Here is a 22,706-nt window from a genome sequence, read left to right on the forward strand (position 1 = left end):
CTGTACCATGGCGGGGGGCCTGCGCTATGCTTTCGTGGGACCGACCGCCGCGCCGCCCGTCCGGCCCTGCGCCCCACGCAGGGCCGCCGGGTCGATGGCGGCGGGGCGGTCTTCACGAAAAGAACAAAAAGGCTTGCCAGATAACGCCAGTGCCGGGCGCGGGCTGCCCGGTGGAGTGCGCCAAGGGGCTTGAGACAGAATGCGGAAGATCCTGACCATGCGCGGTTCCGCCTGGGCCGTGCTGCTGCTGGTCATGCTCGGCAACATCGCGGCGTGGGCGTTGACCAACCGCCCGGCCATGCCGGAGCGACTGTGGTCCGGCACCATCGCCGGCGTGGCCTTCAGCCCCTACCAGGAAAACCAGAGCCCCATCGACAAGCGCTTCCCCAGCCGGGAGGAGATCGAGCGGGACGTGGCCGTGGTGGCGCCCTATGTCCGCTCCATCCGCAGCTACTCCACCCTCAACGGGTTCGAGGCCATCCCCGAGCTGGGGGCCAAGTACCGGCTGGACGTGACCGCCGGCGCCTGGCTGTCCGGCAACCTGGGTGAGAACGAGCAGGAGATCAACGCCCTGGTCCGCCTCGCCCGCACCCACAAGAACGTCACCCGCGTCATGGTCGGCAACGAGGTGATGTTCCGCGGCGACCTGAAGGTGCCCCAGCTCATCGATTATATCGAGCGGGTGAAGCGCCAGGTGGACGTGCCGGTCAGCACGGCGGAGCCGCCCTATGTCTGGCATGACCATCCGGAACTGGCCGACGCGGTGGACTACATCACCATCCACCTGCTGCCCTACTGGGAGAAGGTGCCCATCGAGCAGGCCATGCAGCAGGTGCTGCAGGAATACAACCGCATCAAGCAGCGCTTCCCCAACAAGCACATCCTGATCGGGGAGGCCGGCTGGCCGTCCGACGGCGCCTATCGCGGCGGGGCGGAGGCGAGCCTGGTCAACCAGGCCAAGTTCATCCGCAGCTTCCTGAACCTGGCGGGGGAGAACCGCTGGGACTTCTACATCATGGAGGCCTTCGACCAGCCCTGGAAGCGGGCCATCGGCGGCAACGCGGAGGCCAACTGGGGCATCTGGGACGCCAACCGGAACATGAAGTTCCCCATGGAGGGGAGCGTGTTCGAGGTGCCGGGCTGGCCCGTGCTCTGCGCAATCGCCACGGCCCTGGCCTTCCTGCCCCTGTTCTGGTTCGTGCTGCGGCGCAGCGACCTCCGCCCCGGCGGCCAGCTCTTCTACGGCTTCCTGATCCAGGCCGTCGCCTCCGGCCTCGTCTGGACGGCGACGGAGGCGATGACCGCCGGCATGGGCCCCATGTCGCTGACCGCCTTCATCATCCTGATGCTGGCGCAGGTGATCCTGCTGGCCGTCATGCTGATCGACGGGCTGGAACTGACGGAGGTGGTCTGGACCCAGCGCTGGCGCCGCAAGTTCAACCCGGTCAAGGAGCTGCCGCCGGGCTACGCGCCCAAGATCTCCATCCACGTGCCCTGCTACAACGAGCCGCCGGAGATGGTCATCGAGACCATGAACGCGCTGGCCCGCATGACCTACCCGAACTTCGAGGTGTTGATCATCGACAACAACACCAAGGACGAGGAGGTCTGGAAGCCGCTGGAGGCGCACTGCGCCAAGCTGGGGCCGAACTTCCGCTTCTTCCACCTGGCCAAGTGGCCGGGCTACAAGGCGGGTGCTTTAAACTTCGCCCTCGCCGTCACGGCGGAGGACGCGGAGATGGTGGCGGTGATCGACAGCGACTACCAGGTCACGCCGGACTGGCTGACCAGCACCATCCCCTATTTCCAGAACCCCAAGGTCGCCTTCGTCCAGAGCCCGCAGGACTACCGGGACTGGAACGACCATCCTTTCCACCGGATGATCAACTGGGAATACCAGGGCTTCTTCCACATCGGCATGGTGCAACGGAACGAGCGCAACGCCATCATCCAACACGGCACCATGACCATCATCCGCACCAAGGTGCTGAAGGACGTGGGCTGGTGGGCCGAGTGGTGCATCTGCGAGGACGCGGAACTGGGCCTGCGCCTGTTCGAGGAGGGGTACGAATCCGTCTACATGCCGGACAGCTTCGGCCAGGGCCTAGTGCCCGACAGCTTCGGCGGCTACAAGACCCAGCGCTTCCGCTGGGCCTATGGCGCGGTGCAGATCATCAAGCGCCACTGGAAGGAGTTCCTGCCGTCAGGCAAGAAGCTGACCTTCGGCCAGAAGTACCATTTCGTCACGGGCTGGCTGCCCTGGTTCGCCGACGCGGCCCACATGGCCTTCGTCGTCGGCGGCATCATCTGGTCCATCGGCCTGCTGGCCCTGCCCGCCTATTTCGAGTTCCCGCCCACCGTCTTCATCATGCCGACCCTGATGGTGTTCTTCTTCAAGGTGCTGGTGGGCATCTGGCTGTATGAGGCGCGGGTGAAGTGCCGCTTCGTGGACAAGGTCATGGCCGCCATCGCCGGCATGGCCCTGACCCACACGGTGGGCCGCGCCGTCTGGCAGGGCCTGTTCACCAAGGGGCGCCCCTTCGTCCGCACGCCCAAGCTGGAGAACCAGCCGGCCCTGGTGCAGGGCTTCCTGAACGCCCGGGAAGAGGTGGTGCTGATGCTGGGCCTGTGGGTCACCGCCTTCCTGGTCGCCTGGATCGAGGGCGGGGAGAACCGCGACGCCTACATCTGGTCGACGATGCTGGTAGTCCAGTCCCTGCCCTACATCGCCGCCCTGGCCGTCGCCACCATGAACGCCCTGCCCATGCCCAAGGGCAACGAGCCCGCCCCGGCCCCGGCGGGGGCGGATTGAGGGTGGTTGTCGGTTGACAACTGAAATCTTGCGGTCCACCTTGTTGGAAGATAATGGTGACAGGTCGGCCCCGGCACCCCAGCAAAGAGATCGAGGGCGCAGTCTCCTACGCGGAAAGCCAGGGGTGGACCTTCGTCAAGGGGCGCGGCCATTGCTGGGGCATGCTCCGTTGCCCGGCGAACGAGGCGGACTGCCGCTGCGGGGAGTTCTGCCAAGTCTCTGTCTGGAGCACGCCGCGGGTGCCTGAGAATGAGGCGCGCAAAATCCGCCGGGCCGTGGATGGCTGCATCTTCGGTCCGGGGGACTCGGTTGCCAGCATGACGTCGAAGCGGGGTCGAGGGACATGACCTGGGAATTCATCCTGAAGTTCCGCCTGCCGCCTGACGGCACGGCCCCCGCTGGTTGGCTGGACGCGTTGTATGAAGCGGGGTGTGATGACGCGACGGTCGGCGTCGGCAAGCCCGGGACCATCGCGTTGGACTTCTCCCGGGAGGCCGACTCTGCCGAGGCCGCGGTCAGGTCAGCCATCAAAGACGTGGAACGGGCGATCCCGGGGGCGGTGCTGGCGGAGGTCGGACCCGACCTGGTGAACCTCGCCGATTTGGGGGAGATCACCGGCTGCTCCCGCCAGAACATCCGGAAGTACGCGGCCGGGGAGATTAAGGCGGCCAAGGCCCCCTTCCCGGAGCCGGTCCATACCGGGAACCCCAGCCTGTGGCGGCTGGCGGAAGTACTGCCCTGGTTCCACCGCAACACCGACCTGCGGCCCGACCCGGCGTTACTAGAGCTTGCGCGGGTCACATCCGCCATGAACCTGGACATCCAGCGCCAACGCCTGAACCATCTACTGGCTGCCGAATAGCAGGATCGGGGAGCGCTTCAGGAAAAACCGCACCCCGCACCGGCAAACTTCCCCCCGAGCCGGGCAGCGGAACGCTCCGGCGTCGCAGCCTTCCTTCCAGTAGGCGCCGATGTCGGCCAGGTGCCGGTAGCCGCCTTTCACCAGGACACCCTCCAGGTTCGTCCGCGTCCCGTCGCACCAGGCAGGCACCAGGAAGACCCCGGCCCCGAGCCCGGCCAGCCGGCCCTCCACCGCCCCGAACAGCCTCGAGGCGATGCCGCGGCCCCGCATGGCCGATGACACGGCGATGGTCTGGACAATGGCTACCCGCCCCTCCCCGTCCAACGCGCGAACATCATCCGGAAAGCCGGCCTCGGCCAAGCGCGGCAACTCCACGGCAAGCCGGCCCCTGGGCACCATCCAGGCATAGGCGAAGCCGACGACACCTTCAGGCCCAGTCGCCACCAGGAACATCACCCCGTCCCGCGCGGCGATGGCGGCCAGGTCGGTGAAGTAGCCTTCGCCCAGGGCCTCACCGGCGATCCGTTCGACGGCGGCGCCGTGGCGGGCCGGGTCGAAGGGCAGGTTTTCGAATTCGAAAGTCTCTTCGGGCATCGGCGAGCCGCCTCTGGTGAAAAAGCTCAAGCCTATACTTGCCCGCCGCGGCCCGCGCAGCAGAAAGGGCCGCCCCGGCGGGGGCGGCCCTTCTTCTCGGGGTTGTCGGGGTTCGCTTCGCTCACCCGCGACCTACGTAGGTCACGGGTGAGGCGCGGCCGAACCCCAACAGGCACAGTGTCAGTCCGCGTAGTACTTGTTGGTCCCGCGGAGGTAGGCCTTGGTGTAATAGTCGGTGAACAGGGCGTTCTTCTCCACGTCCACCACGCTGAACATCACGCCCAGCACATGGGCCTCGCTGGCGCGCAGCTCCTCCAGTGCCCGGGTGGCGGTCTTGCGGTTGGTGGTCTTCCAGCGGCAGACGAACACGGTCTGGTCGGCCGCGGCAGCGATGATCTTGCTGTCCGACAGGGCCATGACCGGCGGGCCGTCGATCAGCACCAGGTCATAGTTCTGGGACAGCTGCATCAGCAGCCGCTGGAAGGCGGGGGTGCGGAGCTGGTTGCTGCCGTCGAAGGCCCCGCGCCCGGCAGAGATATAGGCAAGCCCCGTGGCGGCGTCGGTCTGGACGCAATCCGCCAGGTCGGCGCGACCCAGCATCAGGTCCACCGTGCCCACCTTGTTCTCGCCGCCGAGGTGCTTGTGGACGTTGGGGTTGCGGAAGTCGCAATCGATCAGGATCACCCGCTCCCCATGCATCGCCGACATCCGGGCCAGCCAGACGTTCAGGGTGGTCTTGCCCTCGTTGGCCAGGGAGGAGGTCAGCACCACGGTCCGGGTCCGGCCGCCGCGGGTGGCCAGCCAGATTTGGGACCGCAAGGCGTTTATCGCCTCCGCCGCCTGGGACAGGGGTTTCTGGATGACATAGTCCGCCACCGCCCGGTCACCCTTGGCCGCCCGCTTCAGGTCGGGCACCAGGGCGATGACCGGGGATCCGGTGGTCGCCTCCACCTGGCGCACGTCGCGGAAGCCGGCGTCCAGCTTCTCCACGATGCCCACCACGGCGATGCCCGCCAGGGTGGAAACCACCAGGACCGCCAGGAACATCAGCTTCTTGCCGGCCCCGGCCGGGTCGGTGGGCACGGTGGCCCGCGAGATGACGCGGGCGTCCGCCTCCACCATCTGTCCCTGCTCGCCCACCTGCTTGGAGCGGGTCAGGAAGGTTTCCAGCAGGGTGCGGCTGGCGGCGGCCTCACGCTCCAGCTCCCGCAGCTTCACCAAGTCACCGGTCAGGCCCTCGGCCCGCTTCTCCACGCCGCGCAGGTTGCCTTCCAGGGCGTTGACACGGGCCTGGGCGGCGTTGACCTCCGACCGCAGGCCGGACAGGCGGCGCTGGATCTCGGCGTTCACCTGGCTGGTGGCCCCGGCCAGCTCGGCCTTCAGCGCCACGATGGCGGGGTGGCGGTCACCCAGGGACTGGCCCTGGTCGGCCAGCTTGCGCTGCAGCTCGGCCTCCTTGCCGATCAACTCGCTCAGCAGCGGCGAGGCGATGGCGGCGAGGGCCGAGACGTTGCGGCTGCCGGAACCGGCGGCCGACTGCGCCTCGTTCAGGCGCGACCGGGCGTCGGCCAGGGTGGCGCGGGCCTGGGACAGGTTGGCGTTGGACTCGCTGATCTGCTGCTGGATGATCGTGGTGTCGTCCTTGCCCGCGACCAGGCCGGCCTGGGCGCGGTACTGCTCCACCTTGCTCTCGGCCTCGGAAACGGAGGCGCGCAGCTCCTGGATGCGGTCTTCCAGCCAGTTGGTGGCCCGCTGGGTGGCCTGGTACTTGGCCTCGTACTGGTCGGTCAGGTACAGGTCGGCCACGGTGTTGACCACGTCCGCTGCCAGCACCGGGTCGCTGGCCTGCAGGCCCAGCAGGATGGTGTAGGACCGGCCGATCTGGGTGGCGGTCAGGTTCTGCGCGATCCAGATGGCGATGCCCTGGGCCTTGTTCGGGTCGGGCGGGAAGACGCAGGGTTCCTCCGTGCCGAAGGCCCGCAGCACCGTGTCACGCAGACCGGAGACACCGCTGAAGAAGGCGCAGACCTTCTGGGCGCGGGAGGGCTGGTTGAAGAAGGGATGCTCGGTCAGCTTCAGCCGGTCCACGACCTTGGCCGCCATCTCCCGCGACTTCAGGATCTCCACCTCGGACTGGATGGCCTCGGCCGTGCCGCCGACGCTCTGCACCAGCTCGTCCAGGTTGACGATGTTGGGGCGCCGGTTCTCGATGAAGATGACGCTGTCCGCCGTGTATTGCGGCGTCAGGTTCATGATCGCCACCAGGCCGGTGATGGCAAGCAGCGCGGCCGTGATGACGAACCAGGGAAGCCGGCGGCGGAAGATGCGCAGCAGGCCGGTGAGGTCGAGGTCCAAATTGTCCCCGATGGCGCGTGGGCTGTCGCCACGCAGCACGCTGACGGGGGCCGGCCCGCCAGGCCCCACCGGGGCCAGGCGCGGCGATGGAACCGGGCTGGAGGTCTGTTGTGTCATGCCTGCTTCCGTGAGGGATTCTCGACCTTGCTATCGGCCTGGACCTTGGGGCCCAGCGTGGCGAACAGGGCCAGCAGCCGGTCACGGCTGTGGCGCCAGGCGATGTCGCGCTCAAGGCGCTCGCGCCCTGAACGGCCCAACTCCTCCCGCCGCCCCGGATCCTGGAGGAGCGCCACCATCGTGTCGGCGAAGGCGCGTTCGTCGCCATGGGGCACATACTCGGCACCCGGTCCGGCTGACCGACGCGTTTCCGTCAGGTCGAAGGCCAGGATGGGCAACCCGAAATGCATGTACTCCATGATCTTGGTGGCCGTGCTCTTGTCGGCGTAGGGCGTATAGGGGTTGGGGTCCACGGCCAGGTCGGCGCTGGACAGGACCCGGCTGATCGTGTCGTTGCCCACGCGGCCGGTGAAGGTGATCATGTCGTCCACCTCCTCCGTCGCGGCATAGGCGCGGATGCGCTCGAAGGCGGGGCCACCGCCCATCAGCACGCAATGCACGGCCCGCGGCCCCATCTGCTGCCGCACCCGGATCAGGGACCGGATCAGCACGTCCACCCCGTCCTGCTCCCCGATCTCGCCCAGGAAGGCGACCATGAAGCTGGCGCCATGGCGCAGGTCCGGCTCCGGCGGCAGGATGCTGAAGCGGTTGGGGTCCGGCGCGTTGCGCACCACGACCACGTCCTCCGGCTTCTTCCTCCCCCGGCCGCGGGCGATCTCCGCATAGCTCTCGTTGGTGCTGATGACCTTGTGGGCGACGGCGAAGGTCAGCCTCTCCATCCAGCGCAGGATGGCCAGGAAGGCCCCGTCGTCCCGGTCGAACTTCGCCGTGTACATCTCCGGCGACAGGTCATGGTGGTCGAAGACGATGGTCTTGCCCATCAGCCGCCAGAAGCCGGCGATGGGCCAATAGATCTCCGGCGGGTTGCACAGGACGATCACGTCGAACCCGCGCCCCCGCACGGCGACCACGAGCGTCAGCCAGAGGAAGCAGAGGAAGCTCCAGACATACTCGGCGATCAGACCCAGCTTGCCCTCGCCCTCGATGCCCTGGCTGTAGCGGCGGATGTCCACGTCCTCCAGCACCTCATGGGGCTTGGTCCATTGGCGGGCGGCGGGGGAGATGACCGTCACCGCATGCCCCGCGCGCTGCAGCGTCGTCGCGTGCTGCCAGACGCGGCGGTCATAGGGGACCGGCTGGTTCTCCACGAAGATCAGGATCGAAGGCAGGGCCATCAGGCTTTCCTGTCGCGTAGGGTCGGGGCGCCGGGCATCAGCCCAGGCGCGTGAAGATTTCCTGGCGGACGCGGCGCAGCAGCGGCCCGCGGTGCGCCAGGTCGGTGTCCCGGAAGTAGGTCCGGGTGGATGGCTCCAGCTTCGTGTTGGGGTCCCGCGGCTTGCCCTTCAGCCCGAAGCAGAGGCGCAAGCCATCCTTGATGCCGCGGAAGGTCTGGGGCAGCAGCCCGTTGTAGGCGCCCTTGGCGATGTACCCCAGGGCGTAGAGCCCGATGCGGGCCGGCTCCCGGTCGTACTTGTAAGTCACGTACAGCCGGTTGCGGACCAGGTAGTAGAACCGGTCCCCCGCCCAGTTCACCCGGGCCTCCGGCGCCACCTTGTGGCGGACCGTGACGTCCGGCACGTAGCGGATCTGGTAGCCCAGGTTCACGATGCGCAGGCAGATGTCCAGCTCTTCCCAGCAGAAGAACAAGGCGTCGTCATAGCCGCCGGCCCGATCGAACGCCTCGCGCCGGTAGGCGTGGCCGGTGCCGTTGAAGCGGGGCACGGCATGCTCCCGCCGCTCCCACTGCTCCAGCGGGCGCTTGGACACCCAGGTGCGCCGGTCGAAGTCGCCGCTGAAATAGTTCACCACCCGGAAGGCCACGGCACCCAGCCCCGGGTCGGCCCGGAAATGCTCGGCCATCCGGCGGAGCTGGTGCGCGTCCTCCAGCACCGCGTCATTGTCCAGGGCCACCACCAGGGGGCGGCTGCCCAGCCGCGTGCCGATGTTGCGCCCGCCCGGGACCCCGGTGTTGCGCCCGACCTCGTGGTAGACGACCCGGTCCGCATGGGCGGCGGCATAGGCCCGCATCTTCTCCAGGGTGGCCGGCTTGCTGCCCTGGTCCACCACATAGACGCGCGCGTCCACCCCTTCCTGGGCCAGCACGCTGTCCAGGGTCTCGATCGTGTCGTCAACCCGGTCCCAGCACAGGACCACCACATCCAGCGGCGCCAAACCCTCGGCCTGCGTGACCTCGCCACGGGGCGCACCAAGCTCCGCCATGAACGGCTTCCTTCCTAAAGGTACCCTGGGTCTTGCCCCGCCGTCGGTCGGCGGGGTCAGGCTGCAAACGCGCCACGGGGTGCTTTGGTGCCCCGACCGATCCCCATTGAACCGGTCTACCCCGCCCCCTCAACGCCGCTTGCGGATTAACGCCCGGACCAGCGGGGCGTGCGGTTAAGTATTTATAAATAATTAACGGCCAATTCCCTGCCCGCCATAGGGTTACCTCAGGCGCAAGTCTGTGATGTCACACCCGGTTGGAGACAGCCGAAGTCGCCTTCCCTGTGGCATTGATGCCACCTTTTTTAGGGCAGACTGGCCTAAACCCTTGATTTCCAAACCACCTACCTCTTAGGAGGGGTTACCTCTTATCGATCACAACATCGGAAAGGCTAAGCCAAATAGCTTGACCGCGTATTGAGAGACACAGCGGAGGAGCTGACATGACCGACGTGATCACTTTGCGTTCCGGGGTGAGCGCGCAGGAAATCCTTGCGACGATTGCCCGTGCCGGAAGTGACACGCGGATTGTCTTTCCGAAGGGAGAGATGATCCGTATCGATCAGAGTCTGGCTTTTGACCTGAATGGTCGGAAGATCACCCTGGACCTTAACGGCTCGACCCTGCAGCAGGGCGCCAGCATGGGCAGCGTCATCAAGGTCGACCCTGGCATGGAGCAGACCTTCGGCGTCAGCTCCCTGGCCACGAAGGACGGCAAGGTCGCCGTGACCTTCAAGTCCGCCCCGGCGGGCATCCAGGTGGGCGACTGGATCAAGGTGGCCGCCGATGACAAGCTGCCCGGCGGCACCCACAGCAGCACCAACCCGGTCCGCATCGGCCAGGCCACCAAGGTGGTCGCCATCCATGGCAACACGGTGGTCTGCGAGCCCCCCCTGAACGACCAGGGCCTGTACAAGACCAACATCCGCGCCGCGGCCTATGAGCCGGGCAAGTTCGTGCTGGAGAACGGGACCATCAAGGGCAACGGCGACAGCGGCGCCGCCCTGGTCAGCATCCGCTCCACCGTGAACCCCGAGGTGACCAAGGTCACCGTGCGCGACGGCGGCGGGCCGGGCATCGACTTCGTCAACACGGTCAACGCCAAGGCGACCGAGGTCGCGGTCATCAACCTGAAGGACGACATCTACAACGGCCACTACGGCTATGGCGTCCACTCCGCCCAGTCCTACGGCACCACCGTGGACGGCATCTATGGTGAGCGCACCCGCCATACCGTGGACAACAATAGCGGCAGCGACCCGGCCAACTCCGACATCGCGAAGTATGGCGGCGACATCGGGCTGAAGGTCACCAACGCGGTGTCCTATGACGCCACCAGCGGCCACTACTCCACCCACTCGGAGGCCAACTGGGCGGTGTTCGACCATGTGCTGGCCTTCAACGGCAGCCAGCTCGCGGTCATCCGCGGCCTGAACAACGTGATCCAGAACAGCGGCGCCAACAATTCCGGCCGCGGCATCCAGCTGTTCCAGTATGGCGAGGGCGACGGCCGCAAGCTGACCGTCAACAACGTCACCCTGAACGACATCAAGGACAAGACGGTCTATACCGCCCGCGCCGTCGGCGACAGCAAGGTGACGAACAGCACCTTCGACAGCAAGATCCAGTACGTGTTCAACGGCAGCCAGTGGGTGTCCGTGACGAACACGAAGCAGACCACCACCGGCGTGGGTGACGACAAGTTCACCGGCACCGACGGGCTGAACATCATGCTGGGCGGCGACGGCAACGACAGCCTGACCGCCCTGGGCGGCAACGACACCCTCTGGGGTGGCATGGGCGCCGACACGCTGAGCGGCGGCGCGGGCCGTGACCGCTTCCTGTTCAACGACGCGGCGGAGGGCGGCGACACCATCACCGACTTCCAGGCGGGCAAGGGCGGCGACGTGATCGACGTGGGCGCCCTGGTGGTCCGGGCCGGGCTGATGCAGAAGGACATCATCGGCGGCGGCTACCTGAAGGTGGCCCAGTCCGGCGCCGACACCAAGGTCATCTGGGATGCCGACGGCAAGGGTGCGGGCACCGGCACCACCCTGGCCACCCTGAAGGGCGTGGCGGCCAGCGCCGTCACCGGCGACAACCTGAAGGTCACCCTGGGCGTGAGCGGCGGCCCCGCCGTCATCCCGGTCCCGACCCCCGACCCCACCCCGACCCCGACGCCTACACCCACGCCAACGCCGACTCCGACCCCCACCCCCACTCCCACGCCGACTCCGAAGCCGCCGGTGGCGGGCCCGGTGGACCTGCTGAAGGACATGGGGCTGAAGGTCGGGGCCTGGTTCAAGACCGCCGTCCCCAGCTACGCCAACCAGGGCGCCCTGGACGGCGCGCCCAAGGTGGTGATCACCAAAGCGGACGGCTCGGCCCTGCCGAACTGGCTGAACTTCGACGGCAAGTCCCTGTCCGGCCAGCCCAAGAGCTGGGACAAGGGCACGGTGGAGCTGAAGGCCACGGTCACCGACGCCGACGGCACCAAGGTGGTGGACAGCTTCAAGCTGGTGGTGAGCGACAGCGGCCTGCTGCCCAGCGGCGGCACCACCGCCCTGGCCACTGCCGCGCCGGCCCAGCCCACCACCCAGGCCAGCCCGGCGGCCCCGGTCCGGCCGACCCTGCCGGACGCCAACACCCCCCTGCCGGACAAGGTCCTGCCAGACCTGATCGCCGACCAGGCGGTGAAGGCCGGCAGCTTCCTGAAGTTCACCTTCCCGGAGGAGAAGTTCGGCGACGGCTCCGTCAGCTTTAAGGCCACCATGGCCGACGGCTCCCCCCTGGAAAGCTGGATGGGCCTGACCGGGGACACCCTGATCGCCAATCCCAAGACCTGGGACATCGGCCAGCATGAGCTGGTGGTCACGGCTTACGAGGGCTCCATCCCCGTCGGCCAGGACAGCTTCACCCTGACGGTGACCGGCGCCAGCAACTGGCTCATCTGACGCCGGCCCTGGGATAAATCCAGGACCAGGTCCCTCGCGATGCCCCGGCGGAGCAGCCCTCCGCCGGGGCTTTCGCTTTTGGGGAAGCGGCCTTTGCGCCGTCGCCGCCTCTCGGCTGTTTCCGCTAGGCCTGGACACCACGCCTGGAGCCGCCGGATGGCACGCGCACCCGATCCCACCCCCATCGCCATGTACCTGCCGGACTTCGCCATGGGCGGCGTCGCGGCCGTGGCCCTGCGGCTGGCGGCCGGATTTGCCGGGGCGGGCCTGCCCACCCGGCTGGTGGTGGACCGAGACACGGGCCCCCTGCGGGAGGAGGTGCCCCCGGCATCCCCGTCACCTCCCTCGGGGCCGGGCGCAAGCTCCAGGCCCTGCCGAGGCTGGCCCGGTTCATCCGGGCGGAGCGGCCGCGGGTGCTGGTGTCCCACCTGGGGCACGGCAACATCATGGCCGTGCTGGCCGCCGCCGGGACGGGGACGAAGGTAGTGGCCTGCCAGCACAACGCCCTGTCGGCCCAGACCAGCGCCACCGGCACTTGGAGCCACCGGGTGCTGCCCCGGCTCTACCGCATGACCCAGCGCTGGACCGCCGGGTTCGTCGCCGTGTCCGAAGGGGTGGCGGCGGACTGGTCGGCGGCGGCCTGCATCCCCCGCCGCCGCATCGCCACCATCTACAACCCGGTGATCGACGCGGGCTTCCAGGACCGCGCCGCCGGGACCGTGGACCATGCCTGGTACCGGGACCGCCCGGCCCCCCTGCTGGTGGCGGTGGGCCGGCTGGAGGACCAGAAGGACATCCCCACCCTGCTCCAGGCCTTCCGCATCCTACGCGACCAGCGGGAAGCCCGCCTTGTCCTGGTGGGCGACGGCAGCCGCCGGGAGATGCTGGAGGACTTGGCCCGGTCGCTGGGCATCGCGGGGGATGTCTGGTTCGCCGGCGCCCAGCGCAATCCCCTGCCCTTCATCCGCGGGGCGGACCTGCTGGCCCTGTCTTCCCGGTTCGAGGGGTTCGGGCTCGTGCTGGTGGAGGCGCTGGCCTGCGGCACCCCCGTGGTCAGCACGGACTGCCCCCATGGCCCGTCTGAGGTGCTGGGCGGGGGCCGGTATGGCCGTCTGGTGCCGCCGGGAGACCCCGCCGCCCTGGCCGTGGCCCTGTCCGCCAGCCTGGACTCCCCGCCGGAGGCAGAGCTGCTGCGCCGGCGGGCGGCGGATTTCTCCACCGAGGTCGCAACCGCCGCCTGGCTGGACATCCTGCGCCCGCTCCTGGTGGACAGCAGGCCCGTCGCGGCGGTGGAAGCCGTCCCCACCGGCCTCGCTACCCCGGCTGCGGAGCCGAGACATCCACGGTAGCAACCACCCCGGTCGGATTACACCCGAACAAGGGGTGCATTGGCCCATCCGCCCATCGGGATTAGCTGCCACCCCATAATCACCCCGTTCGACAGGATAGTAACAAGGATTCTGCGGTTGATAACGGGGAGCCATCAAGGGTCCGTGGAAGCACGCCCTTATTGGTGATGCAGCGCACACAGCAGAACCATTACTGTGTCATGGCCCGCCTTCTTTTGAACTGCCCAAAAAATGGCCCGTCTTGGTTCTTTGAAAGTCCCAAGCATCACCCGGCCGGGGCGGATCAAACGGCCCTGCCCCCCGTTCCTTGCTGCGCCGGCGTCGAAGCCGCCGGCCCCGAAACAGTGCCGACACAAGCCGGCCACCTTGCTGCCTGAGATGGAGGTCCCATGAACCGCAAGCAGTTGCTCTCCAAGTTCGCCAGCAGGAAGCGTTGTCTGGTGACCGGAGGAGCTGGGTTCCTGGGCTCCCACCTGTGCGAGCGGCTCCTCGCCATGGGGCACGAGGTGCTGTGCGTGGACAACTTCTTCACCGGAAGCCGGGTCAACATCGCGCACCTGCTGGACAACCCGCGGTTCGAGGTGATGCGCCACGACATCACCTTCCCCCTCTATGTGGAGGTGGACGAGATCTACAACCTGGCCTGCCCGGCCAGCCCCGTGCACTACCAGCACGACCCGGTCCAGACCACCAAGGTCAGCGTCGTCGGCGCCATCAACATGCTCGGCCTCGCCAAGCGCACCGGGGCGAAGATCTTCCAGGCCAGCACGTCGGAGGTCTATGGTGACCCCACCGTGCACCCCCAGACCGAGGAATACCGGGGCAACGTGAACCCCATCGGCCCGCGCGCCTGCTATGACGAGGGCAAGCGCTGCGCCGAGACGCTGTTCTTCGACTACCACCGCCAGAACGGGGTGAACATCCGGGTGGTGCGCATCTTCAACACCTACGGCCCCCGCATGCACCCGGCGGATGGGCGCGTGGTCAGCAACTTCATCATCCAGGCCTTGGCGGGCGAGCCGATCACCCTCTATGGCGACGGCAGCCAGACCCGCGCCTTCTGCTTCGTGGACGACCTCATCGAGGGCTTCATCCGGCTGATGAACGCCCCGGACGAGGTCACCGGCCCCATCAACATCGGCAACCCCGTGGAGACGACGGTGCTGGAACTGGCGGAGCGGGTGCTGAAGCTGACCGGGTCCAACTCCCGGATCGAGTTCAAGCCGCTGCCGGTGGACGACCCCATGCAGCGCTGCCCCGACATCAGCCGGGCCCGCAGCCTGCTGGACTGGCAGCCGCGGGTCCCCCTGGACGAGGGGCTGGGCCGCACCATCCGGTACTTCCAGGAAGTGATCGGGAACCCGGCCGTCGCGACCCCGGCTTTGGGCAAGGTCGCCACCCGCTGATGACGAGACGGGCGGGGAGGACTCGGGCCGTCGCCTGTTACCGGGCTGGCGGCTACCCGCCCTGCATTCCGATACCCGCGGGGACGGGTGAATGACGCAAGCGCTATCCAGTGAGAAGCCCACGGGCGCGATCGACCATGTCGTCGAAGTGCCGCCTCTGGCGCAGCCCCGGCTGCCCGGGCAGTGGGGGTTCCAGGCCACCCAGTTCGGTGGCGAGTTCCTGGCCATGCTCTGCCTGGGCATGCTGCAAAGCTGGCTGATCCCGGGCTCCGGCCCCAACGTGGCCGCCGTGCGCGCCGGCGTGGAGGCGGCCTTCCTGCTGCTTCCCGTCTGGTACCTGGGCCAGGGCCTGTACCGCTGCGGCGGTCCGGTCGCGGCCAAGCGCATCCAGCGCCGGGTGATGGCGGTGGGGGCGGCCTTCTGCTTCATCGGCGCCCAGTCGCTGTTGCTGGCCCCACGCCTGTCCAGCATGCTGCTGCTCTGCTACCTGCTGGTCACCACCCTGATGGTCGGGCTGGTCATGGAGGGGCTGGTGCGGCCCTTCCTGTCGCGCAAGCTGAAGGCGCGGCTGCCGGCCCTGGTGCTGGGGGACGCCGATTTCCGCCAACTGACGGCGGAGATGATGCGCGCCGGCGCCGATTTCGGCGGCCTGTCGCCGGCAGACCCGGACCCCGACGGGGTGGTGGTGCCCTGGGCCGGGGTGCCCGGCTGGACCGGGCGTGGCCGCGGCCTGGCGCCCGGGCAGGAGGCAGCCTTCATCGTCCCCGCCCCCGGCCGCGCCGACGGCACCCAGCTGGAATTGCACGACCTTGGCGGTTTCCTGGGCCTGGTCTACCGCCAGCACAAGCCGCACCCGCTGCAACTGGCGGCCAAGTACGGCATCGACAAGCTGGTGGCGGGCGTCGCCCTGCTGGCCTTCCTGCCGGCCATCCTGGCCATCGCCCTGGCCATCAAGCTGGGCAGCGCCGGCCCAGCCTTCTACAGCCAGATCCGCGTCGGCCAGGACGGCAAGCCCATCCGGGTCTGGAAGTTCCGCACCATGGTGCTGGACGCCGAGCAGCGCCTGCAGGAATACTTGGCCGCCAACCCGGAGGCCATGGCGGAGTGGAAAACCTACTTCAAGCTGAAGAACGACCCCCGCATCATCCCGGGTGTCGGCAGCTTCCTGCGCAAGAGCAGCCTGGATGAGTTGCCGCAGCTCTTCAACGTGCTGAACGGCACCATGAGCCTGGTGGGCCCGCGCCCCTTCCCGGCCTACCACCTGGAACAGTTCCCGCCCGCCTTCCAGCGGCTGCGCAACTCGGCCCGGCCCGGCATCACCGGCTACTGGCAGATCTCCGCCCGCAGCGACGGTGACCTGCGGGTGCAGGAAGCGCTGGACACCTACTATATCCGCAACTGGTCCCTCTGGCTGGACCTGCACATCATGGCCAGCACCCCCTATGTGATGCTGGCGAGCAAGGGCGCGTATTGAATGGGGCAGTGTCGGGGTGACCAAGGGGAACCCCGACAGAACCCAGCCCCCGGTCATGACCGGTTCTGGACTTTTTTCCTATGCCGTAGCATCCTGGACCAGGTGTCCGAAGCGGCGCCGAGGTCTTTGACATTGTGAAGGCAGGTCGTGGCGGGCCGGGGATCGCGCCCTGGCAATGAGACAAAGGAGACCGCCACGCGAATCACGTCACCTTTGTCTCCTTAAGCAAAAACACCCTGTTTTCTCAATGGGTTGTGATGTGACATGTGTCACCTTAAGCGTCACCTTTGGTCACCTTAAGGTCTCCTTTGGTCACCCTGCGGTGCCTCACAGCCGGTCGCGGTACCAGGCCACCGTCTTCTCCAGCCCCGCCCGCAGGTCGGTGTTGGCCTTCCAGCCCAGCAGGCGCTCCGCCGGTTCGGTCTGGGCGGCGCGGACCATCTCCATCGGCCGGTCGCCCAGGGCGCCGAAGCGCAGCAGGTCCTGGCGGCCGGTGATCTCCCCGATCAGGCTCGCCACGTCGCGCACGGTGGCCAGCCGCCCGGTGCCCACGTCGATGCTCTCCGCCCCCACCCCCTGCACCAGGGCGGCGCGGACGAAGGCATCGGTCACCTCGTCCACATAGACCCAGTCCACCGGGCGGACGCCGCTGCTCAGGGTCGCCGCCTCGCCCTTCAGCAGGGCGCGGATGGTGGCGGGGATGACCTTGTAGTCCTTCTGGCCCGGGCCATAGGTCATCATCAGCCGCAGCACCACCACGGGCAGCCCGTGCAGGGCGGCCAGCATGCGGGCATAGCCGGCGGTCACCCACTTGGCCGCGGCATAGGGGGAGGACGGCACCGCCGTGCCCGCGTCGCCCATGGGCTCCTCCATGGACGCGGTCAGGACGATGCGGGGCGTCTTCTGACGGTGGGCCTCCAGCAGCACGTTCAGGGTTGCGGCCACGTCGTTGCGCAGGCTGTCGGGGATCAGCTCCACCTCCCGCCCGCCGCGGCTGTCGCTGGTCAGGTGGTAGACCACGTCCGGCCGGATGTCCGCGAAGGCGGCGCGGACCTGCCCTTCGTCGCTGGCATCGCAGCGGTGGTTCGTGATGCCGCCGCCCAGGTCGGGGACGCTGCGGGACAGGGCGAATACCTGGGCGCCCAGCGCGTCCAGCCGCCGGGCCACATGGGCGCCCAGGAAGCCGCTGGCCCCGATGACCATCACCCGCCGGCCGCGGAGGTCCTGGTAGTCGATCCTGTCGGCGTGCACGTCCCACTCCCGGCATGGTTCCCGCTCCCCCCGCGCATGGCGGCGGGGGCGGGGCAGGTTATCGCGGCCGTGACGGTACCTTCGGGGCCCGCCCCCGTCAGCGGCCCCGATGGGCGGCCAACTCAGCCTCTTGGGGGGGCACGACCGGGGGAAGGCCGACGGAGAGGGTGTGCCCCAGCCTGTCCGCCACCTCCGCCGAGAACCGGCGCACCGCCGGCCAATGCAGGTGGAAGGCGTCGTAGAAGTCCGCCGACGCGTAACCCGGCGCCTCCTGCATCTCCAGCACCAGCCCGCCCAGGGGGGCCAGCCGCTGCCGCAGGGCGCCGGCCAGGGCCACGGTCTCCTCCCGCATGTCGGGGTACCGCTGGAAATAGCCGGGATGGACCGGGGCGAAGACCACCACGTAGCGGATGCCGCGGCCCGCCGCCTGGCGCGCAAGGGCCACCAACGGCTCCAGGCAGTCCCGCTCCACGGCGATCCGGCCATAGAACAGGCCCCTTGCCTTCTGGGTGGTCCCTGGGGTCCCGCCGATGGGGCCGGCGCCGTAATCGTCCAGGGCCAGCTCCCCGGAGCCGAGCCGCCGCTGCTCCGGCAAATCCTTCAGGGTGCGCAGGTACCGCACGGGCGCGAAGTAGCGCAGGTAGAACAGCAGCGCCGGCTCACCCTTGAAGGCATAGGCCGCGGCGTCCGTGGGGTCGAACATCTCCGCCGGCTCGGAGTTGCAGCGGCGGAAGTCCGGCACGTTGGTGACCTGGACCAGGGTGTGCACGTTGCGGAATTGCTTGAGGTAGAAGTCGGTCACGAACTGGGTCTGGTGGGTCTTCAGGAAGGCGGTGCCGCCGTTCAGCACATGGCTGCCGCCACCGGCCAGATGGGCGAAGGCCGCCCCGTCGAACTGCCGCCAGGTGATGGAGGACCCGACCGCCAGCACCCGCGGGTCCAGCCCGGGGTGCTGGCGCAGGAACTGCAGCTTCTCGTCCAGGTGGTCCAGCCGGCTGATGGCCGGGGCCGGCATGTGCTGGGGTGCGACGAGGCTGAGGGCCTGGATGCCGCCGACCAGCAGGAGCAGCGTCCCCACCACCCCCGCCGCCAGCCCGTACAGGTATCGCCGCATCTTCTCCCTCCCCCCTTAGAAGGTGAAGTACAGGAACTCGGTCGGCGTGACCGAGAAGGCGCGGACCAGCGTCAGGCACAGCACCACCCCCAGCGCCGCCCCATAGGCCAGGGTCGGCCGCCAGCGTGGCGTCGGCAGGTACCGGCGGCGGGCCGCGGCCGGCGGCGCCCCGCTTGGATCCTCGATCCCCCAGCGGGACAGGCCCAGCCACTGCACCGTGTTGGGCAGGCCCCAGACGATGGCGAAGGCGGTGAGGATTTGGACCGCCTCCAGCTTCGGCACGTGGGCGATGTTGGCCGGCGTCATGAAGCCGTGCGGACCCAGCCCCGCCATGGCGCCCAGGATGGTCAGCGCGTGCTCCACGCTGGCCGACCGGAAGAAGACGAAGCTGACCAGCACGCAGAGGAAGGTCAGCCCCACCCCCAGCGCCCGGAAGCGCCGCCCCTGCTCCGGCCCGATCTTCCGCACCTGCCGCACCGCCCGCCAGGCATGGTTGATGGTGATGTAGGCACCGTGGAGCAGGCCGAAGATGAGGAACTGCCACCCCGCCCCGTGCCAGATGCCGGCGATGGTCATGGTGGCCATGGTGGGCCAGGCCAGCAGCGCCAGGAAGGGCCCGGCCTTCGGCGCGTTCTTCCGCAGGGGCGGCTTGCCCGCCAACATCCGCGCCTTGGTCGCGCGCAGGGTCAGGGGTTGTAGATATAGGCGGTGATGAACCTGGTCAGGGTGATGTGCCAGCGGGACCAGAACTCGATGATGCTGGCGGCCTTGAAGGGGCTGAAGAAGTTGATCGGCAGCCGGATGCCGAACATCAACCCCAGCCCGATGGCCATGTCGGAATAGCCGGAGAAGTCGAAGTACAGCTGCAGCGCATAGGCCAGCGACGCCACCCAGGCATCCACCATGTCCGGCGCCACCCCGTCCTGCGCCGGGCCGAACACACCGGCGACGATGGGCGACAGATTGTCGGCCAGCAGCACCTTCTTGGCCAGGCCGATGACGAAGACGGTCAGGCCGACGGCGATCAGCTCCAAGTTCGGCCGGAAGGTTTCCTCTTTCCGGAACTGGGTCAGCACTTCCCTGTGGTGGACGATGGGCCCGGCCACGAGTTGCGGGAAGAAGCTGATGAACAGGGCATAGTCCCAGAACCCCGCCTCCTCGGCCAACCCGTCATGGGCGTCCACCAGGTAGCCCACCTGCTGGAAGGTATAGAAGCTGATGCCCAGCGGCAGGATCACCTCGGGGATCGGCAGCCCCAGGCCGGTGAGCTGGTCGATGGTCAGGGCCAGGAAGCCCGCATATTTGAACCAGCCCAACGCCGCCAGGTTCGCCCCGATGGCAAAGACCAGCATGCCCTTGGTGGGCGCCCGCAGCAGCCGCCGGCCCGCCCAGAAATTGAAAGCCAGCGACCCAAGCAGCAGGCCGGCGAAGGGCGGGTTCCACCAGCCATAGAAGAACACCGACGCCAGGACCAGCCAGACCACGCACAGCCGCGTCAGCCCCAGCCGCCCCAACAGGAAGAACACGGCCAGGGTGACGGGCAGGAAGGCCAGGATGAATTCCGGCGCGTTGAACAACATGGCCGCGGCCTCCCCCGGTTACGCGGCCTTGCGCTCGGCGATCAGCCGCGCGAAGTCGCCGACATTGCGCAGGGACTCGATCTCCGCTGCCCGGAACTTGACGCCGAAGCGCACCTCGGCGGCGACGATGATGTTGATGTGGTTGAAGCTGTCCCAGCCGGGTACGTCCTTGGCGGTCAGCTCGGGCGTGGCGACGATGTCGTCGTCGCCGAAGACGTCACGGAAAATCTCCGTCAGGCCGTCATAGATCCCCTGGTCGGTCATCATGCCTCCGGTCGTTGTTGCGGGGTCAGGTGCAGGTCCAGCGCCACGTGGGGCGCGGTCGGCAGGTCGGCGGCCTCCAGGTCCAGGCGCCAGCGGGTCGCCTCCCCCTCGTCGCCGTCGGGGGCGAAACCCAGCCTGGGGTAGTGCTCCCGCACCATCCCGTTCTTGGGACTCGGCAGGTAGGTGCCAAGCAGCAGGCCGATGCCGTGGACGCGGGCGTCTTCCGCCACCACGCGGAGCATAGCCTGCTCCACCGTCCGGCCCAGGACGCGGCAGCTCATCAGCCAGGTGTCCAGGTCCAGGGCGGGCCGTCCCCCGGCGTCTATCCGGCGGCCGATGATGATGGCGATGATGCCGTTGTCGCCGAACCGGTCCCGCAGCCGCGCCGCATAGGCCAGCACTTGCGCGTCGGCTGCCAGTTCCTGCACCTCCGGCTCGGTATAGCGGCGGGTGGTCAGGTTGAACTGGTTGGTCTTGTTGATCAGCTGGGTGATGCGGGGGAGGTCAACGGGCGTGAAGCGCCGCACCTCCAGCACCATGCCCAGGTCGCGCAGGAACCCGTCCATGTCCGTGGACCCGGCCGCCATCTGCTTGCGCTCGGCGTTGGCGCGGTACTGGTCGGTGCGCTTGGCGTCGTCGACGGTGAAGGCCACGGCCTCGAAATAGCCGGCGTCGGCCAGGGTCTGGACATACAGCTCCGGCGCGTCCGGCACCTCCGGCACCGCCACCTCGGGCAGGGTGCGGCGGACCAGCTCCCGCTCCGCCGGGTTGTCGTCGAAGAAGACCAGGCTGTCGATGCCCAGTTCCAGGTCGCGGGCGATGCGGCGCAGGGCGCTGGGCTTGTCCTCCCAGTTGGCCTCGAAGGCCGCGATGTCCTCCCGCCTCAGCACCATCTCCGGGTGGTCGCGGAACACGGCCTCCGCGGTGTCCAGGTTGTTCTTGGAGCTGACGGCCAGGACCACGCCCCGCCGCGACAGCCGGTGGACATGGCGCTGGAAGGCGACGAAGGCCTCCCCCGTCGCACTCCCCTGCCCCAGCACGATGCCGGCCAGCCCGTCATCGCCGATGACCCCGCCCCAAAGGGTGTTGTCCAGGTCGAGGACCAGCACCTTCTTGGACAGGCCGCGCAGGGCCGCCAGGATGCGCCCCACCTGCTCCCCGTACCAGGGCGTGGCGGCGGGGGAGATGGCCTGCTTGGCATGGTGCCAGAGGCGGAGGTCCCCCACCTCCCGCGCACCGATCTCCGCCAGAGCCGTCCGCAGGTCCAATAGCAGCACCCGCTCCCGCGCCGCCGCCTCCACCAGCTTGGCATCCAGGGCGGCGGCCAGGGCCCCGCGGGAGGCCGGCACCAGCCGCTCCAGGTGGCCGAAGGTGGCAGGCTCGTTCAGGGGCATGGCCTGGTGGATGATGGCGGCACCGGTGCGCTCCCGCGCGCGGCGCCACAGGCCCACCACCTCCTCCGCCACCGCCTCCACGGCCTGGGCGGCATCCTCCGCGCTCGCCGAGAGGGGAAGCTCCGGCAGCAACTCGGCGGGATCGACGGCGAGGAGCAGGACGTCCGGCTTGGCAGCGGCCAAGGGGGAGCCGGGGTCCAGGATGTCCTGCCGCCACTGGCCATAGCCGGATACCGCGCAGTCCACCCGCAGGCCGCGGCGCAGGGCGGCGACCCGGATGCCGGGCGGCAAGTGCTCCATGGTGCCGGTGCCCAGCAGCGTCACGCGCAGCCGCGGCCGGCCGCTCCAAACCTCTTCCGGCAGCTTCTGGACAATGCCGTCCAGGCGGCGGGTCTGCAGGAAGTCCAGCCGCGTGTTGGCCAGGGCCATCGCCTCCGCCAGCCCGTCCGCCCGACCATGGTCGGCTTTCAAGGCGGCGAGGCGGCGGTCGAGGTCCGGACACGGGGGGAGCCAATGCAGGGCATGGGCCGGGAGGATCATGGCAAGGGGTCGCCGTGGTGACGGGTTGCCGTGCGGGCAGGGAGGGACGGCGGCACCGCGCCCTTGGCTGGCGGCACCGGGACGGTCAGCGGTCAGCGGCCCTTCAGGGCGGCGTCACTCGGCTGGCGGTCTGTCCCTGCATGGCGATCTGCCCGTTCGATGGTTCGGGATCACGGGATCCGATGCCCCCATTAACGGCCTGGACGGGCCTCTCGGGCAGGGGCGCAGGCAGCTAGGCCAGTCGCGCAAGGGGGGTAGCATCCCTTACGTTCGGAATAGGTGGGGACAGAAATGGGGCACGGGCCCCCTGCACCGGGGTTACGGGGTCCTCCGCGCGAACAGGGGTACCCAGATGCGAAA

The 22,706-nt window shown here is 68.5% G+C and carries 16 protein-coding genes; 6 read left to right on the forward strand and 10 right to left on the reverse strand.

Annotated elements, in window-relative coordinates:
* The first annotated feature begins 199 nt into the window (after positions 1-199).
* Positions 200-2,812, forward strand: coding sequence for a glycosyltransferase (locus HHL28_RS09930; RefSeq protein WP_075768585.1), 2,613 nt, complete (start codon positions 200-202; stop codon positions 2,810-2,812).
* A gap of 343 nt (positions 2,813-3,155) precedes the next feature.
* Entirely contained in the window at positions 3,156-3,674 is a 519-nt protein-coding gene (locus tag HHL28_RS09940; protein ID WP_075768583.1) for a helix-turn-helix transcriptional regulator, read from the forward strand.
* On the opposite strand, the gene HHL28_RS09945 is transcribed toward HHL28_RS09940, so the two are convergent.
* From HHL28_RS09945 to HHL28_RS09960, 4 genes are all read right to left on the reverse strand, one after another.
* Complete coding sequence (locus HHL28_RS09945) at positions 3,657-4,268, reverse strand: GNAT family N-acetyltransferase (RefSeq protein WP_075768582.1); 612 nt, start codon at positions 4,266-4,268, stop codon at positions 3,657-3,659. The two genes, HHL28_RS09940 and HHL28_RS09945, sit on opposite strands and share 18 nt — an antisense overlap.
* Before the next feature lie 180 nt (positions 4,269-4,448).
* Positions 4,449-6,740: a GumC family protein gene (locus HHL28_RS09950; protein ID WP_075768581.1), complete on the reverse strand. Its 2,292-nt coding sequence runs from the start codon at positions 6,738-6,740 to the stop codon at positions 4,449-4,451.
* Positions 6,737-7,975, reverse strand: coding sequence for a glycosyltransferase family 4 protein (locus HHL28_RS09955; protein ID WP_075768580.1), 1,239 nt, complete (start codon positions 7,973-7,975; stop codon positions 6,737-6,739). Before HHL28_RS09955 ends, HHL28_RS09950 begins: the two co-directional genes overlap by 4 nt.
* A 37-nt stretch (positions 7,976-8,012) precedes the next feature.
* Complete coding sequence (locus tag HHL28_RS09960; RefSeq protein ID WP_075768579.1) at positions 8,013-9,020, reverse strand: glycosyltransferase family 2 protein; 1,008 nt, start codon at positions 9,018-9,020, stop codon at positions 8,013-8,015.
* Positions 9,021-9,568: 548 nt separating this feature from the next.
* Here HHL28_RS09960 and HHL28_RS09965 point away from each other — a divergent pair.
* The 4 genes from HHL28_RS09965 (at position 9,569) to HHL28_RS18560 (ending at position 16,203) form a co-directional block, all read left to right on the forward strand.
* Positions 9,569-11,974, forward strand: a complete 2,406-nt coding sequence (locus HHL28_RS09965; protein WP_075768578.1) for a type I secretion C-terminal target domain-containing protein — start codon at positions 9,569-9,571, stop codon at positions 11,972-11,974.
* A 371-nt stretch (positions 11,975-12,345) separates the two neighbouring features.
* Positions 12,346-13,323 (forward strand): glycosyltransferase, encoded by a 978-nt coding sequence (locus tag HHL28_RS09970; RefSeq protein ID WP_404326903.1) that lies wholly within the window; start codon positions 12,346-12,348, stop codon positions 13,321-13,323.
* Positions 13,324-13,712: 389 nt separating this feature from the next.
* Positions 13,713-14,729, forward strand: coding sequence for a UDP-glucuronic acid decarboxylase family protein (locus HHL28_RS09975; protein ID WP_075768576.1), 1,017 nt, complete (start codon positions 13,713-13,715; stop codon positions 14,727-14,729).
* 91 nt (positions 14,730-14,820) lie between these two features.
* Positions 14,821-16,203, forward strand: coding sequence for a sugar transferase (locus tag HHL28_RS18560; RefSeq protein ID WP_075768575.1), 1,383 nt, complete (start codon positions 14,821-14,823; stop codon positions 16,201-16,203).
* Positions 16,204-16,530: 327 nt separating this feature from the next.
* Here HHL28_RS18560 and HHL28_RS09985 read toward each other — a convergent pair whose 3' ends face one another.
* From HHL28_RS09985 to HHL28_RS10005, 6 genes are all read right to left on the reverse strand, one after another.
* Entirely contained in the window at positions 16,531-17,454 is a 924-nt protein-coding gene (locus HHL28_RS09985) for an NAD-dependent epimerase/dehydratase family protein (RefSeq protein ID WP_404325507.1), read from the reverse strand.
* 97 nt (positions 17,455-17,551) lie between these two features.
* On the reverse strand, positions 17,552-18,568 hold the full coding sequence (locus HHL28_RS09990; RefSeq protein ID WP_075768574.1) for a hypothetical protein: 1,017 nt from the start codon (positions 18,566-18,568) through the stop codon (positions 17,552-17,554).
* Between the two features lie 15 nt (positions 18,569-18,583).
* Complete coding sequence (locus HHL28_RS18565) at positions 18,584-19,231, reverse strand: MBOAT family O-acyltransferase (RefSeq protein WP_404325509.1); 648 nt, start codon at positions 19,229-19,231, stop codon at positions 18,584-18,586.
* A 23-nt stretch (positions 19,232-19,254) separates the two neighbouring features.
* Entirely contained in the window at positions 19,255-20,148 is an 894-nt protein-coding gene (locus HHL28_RS18570; protein WP_404325511.1) for an MBOAT family O-acyltransferase, read from the reverse strand.
* An 18-nt stretch (positions 20,149-20,166) separates the two neighbouring features.
* Positions 20,167-20,412, reverse strand: coding sequence for an acyl carrier protein (locus HHL28_RS10000; protein ID WP_075768572.1), 246 nt, complete (start codon positions 20,410-20,412; stop codon positions 20,167-20,169).
* Positions 20,412-22,346 carry an HAD-IIIC family phosphatase gene (locus HHL28_RS10005; RefSeq protein WP_075768571.1) on the reverse strand — a complete coding sequence of 645 codons (1,935 nt, stop codon included), beginning with the start codon at positions 22,344-22,346 and terminating at the stop codon, positions 20,412-20,414. The genes HHL28_RS10000 and HHL28_RS10005 overlap by 1 nt, the downstream gene beginning before the upstream one ends.
* Positions 22,347-22,706 lie beyond the last annotated feature (360 nt).

It is taken from the genome of Aerophototrophica crusticola (assembly GCF_012913305.1).
Taxonomy (GTDB): domain Bacteria; phylum Pseudomonadota; class Alphaproteobacteria; order Azospirillales; family Azospirillaceae; genus Niveispirillum; species Niveispirillum crusticola.

Bases quoted from the DNA above. Each gene is read 5' to 3' on its own strand.
- HHL28_RS10000 (WP_075768572.1), bottom strand. From the start codon at position 20,412: ATGACCGACCAGGGGATCTATGACGGCCTGACGGAGATTTTCCGTGAC.
- HHL28_RS18570 (WP_404325511.1), bottom strand. From the start codon at position 20,148: ATGTTGTTCAACGCGCCGGAATTCATCCTGGCCTTCCTGCCCGTCACC.
- HHL28_RS09930 (WP_075768585.1), top strand. From the start codon at position 200: ATGCGGAAGATCCTGACCATGCGCGGTTCCGCCTGGGCCGTGCTGCTG.
- HHL28_RS18565 (WP_404325509.1), bottom strand. From the start codon at position 19,231: ATGTTGGCGGGCAAGCCGCCCCTGCGGAAGAACGCGCCGAAGGCCGGG.
- HHL28_RS09960 (WP_075768579.1), bottom strand. From the start codon at position 9,020: ATGGCGGAGCTTGGTGCGCCCCGTGGCGAGGTCACGCAGGCCGAGGGT.
- HHL28_RS10005 (WP_075768571.1), bottom strand. From the start codon at position 22,346: ATGATCCTCCCGGCCCATGCCCTGCATTGGCTCCCCCCGTGTCCGGAC.
- HHL28_RS09975 (WP_075768576.1), top strand. From the start codon at position 13,713: ATGAACCGCAAGCAGTTGCTCTCCAAGTTCGCCAGCAGGAAGCGTTGT.
- HHL28_RS09990 (WP_075768574.1), bottom strand. From the start codon at position 18,568: ATGCGGCGATACCTGTACGGGCTGGCGGCGGGGGTGGTGGGGACGCTG.
- HHL28_RS09940 (WP_075768583.1), top strand. From the start codon at position 3,156: ATGACCTGGGAATTCATCCTGAAGTTCCGCCTGCCGCCTGACGGCACG.
- HHL28_RS09945 (WP_075768582.1), bottom strand. From the start codon at position 4,268: ATGCCCGAAGAGACTTTCGAATTCGAAAACCTGCCCTTCGACCCGGCC.
- HHL28_RS18560 (WP_075768575.1), top strand. From the start codon at position 14,821: ATGACGCAAGCGCTATCCAGTGAGAAGCCCACGGGCGCGATCGACCAT.
- HHL28_RS09950 (WP_075768581.1), bottom strand. From the start codon at position 6,740: ATGACACAACAGACCTCCAGCCCGGTTCCATCGCCGCGCCTGGCCCCG.
- HHL28_RS09955 (WP_075768580.1), bottom strand. From the start codon at position 7,975: ATGGCCCTGCCTTCGATCCTGATCTTCGTGGAGAACCAGCCGGTCCCC.
- HHL28_RS09965 (WP_075768578.1), top strand. From the start codon at position 9,569: ATGATCCGTATCGATCAGAGTCTGGCTTTTGACCTGAATGGTCGGAAG.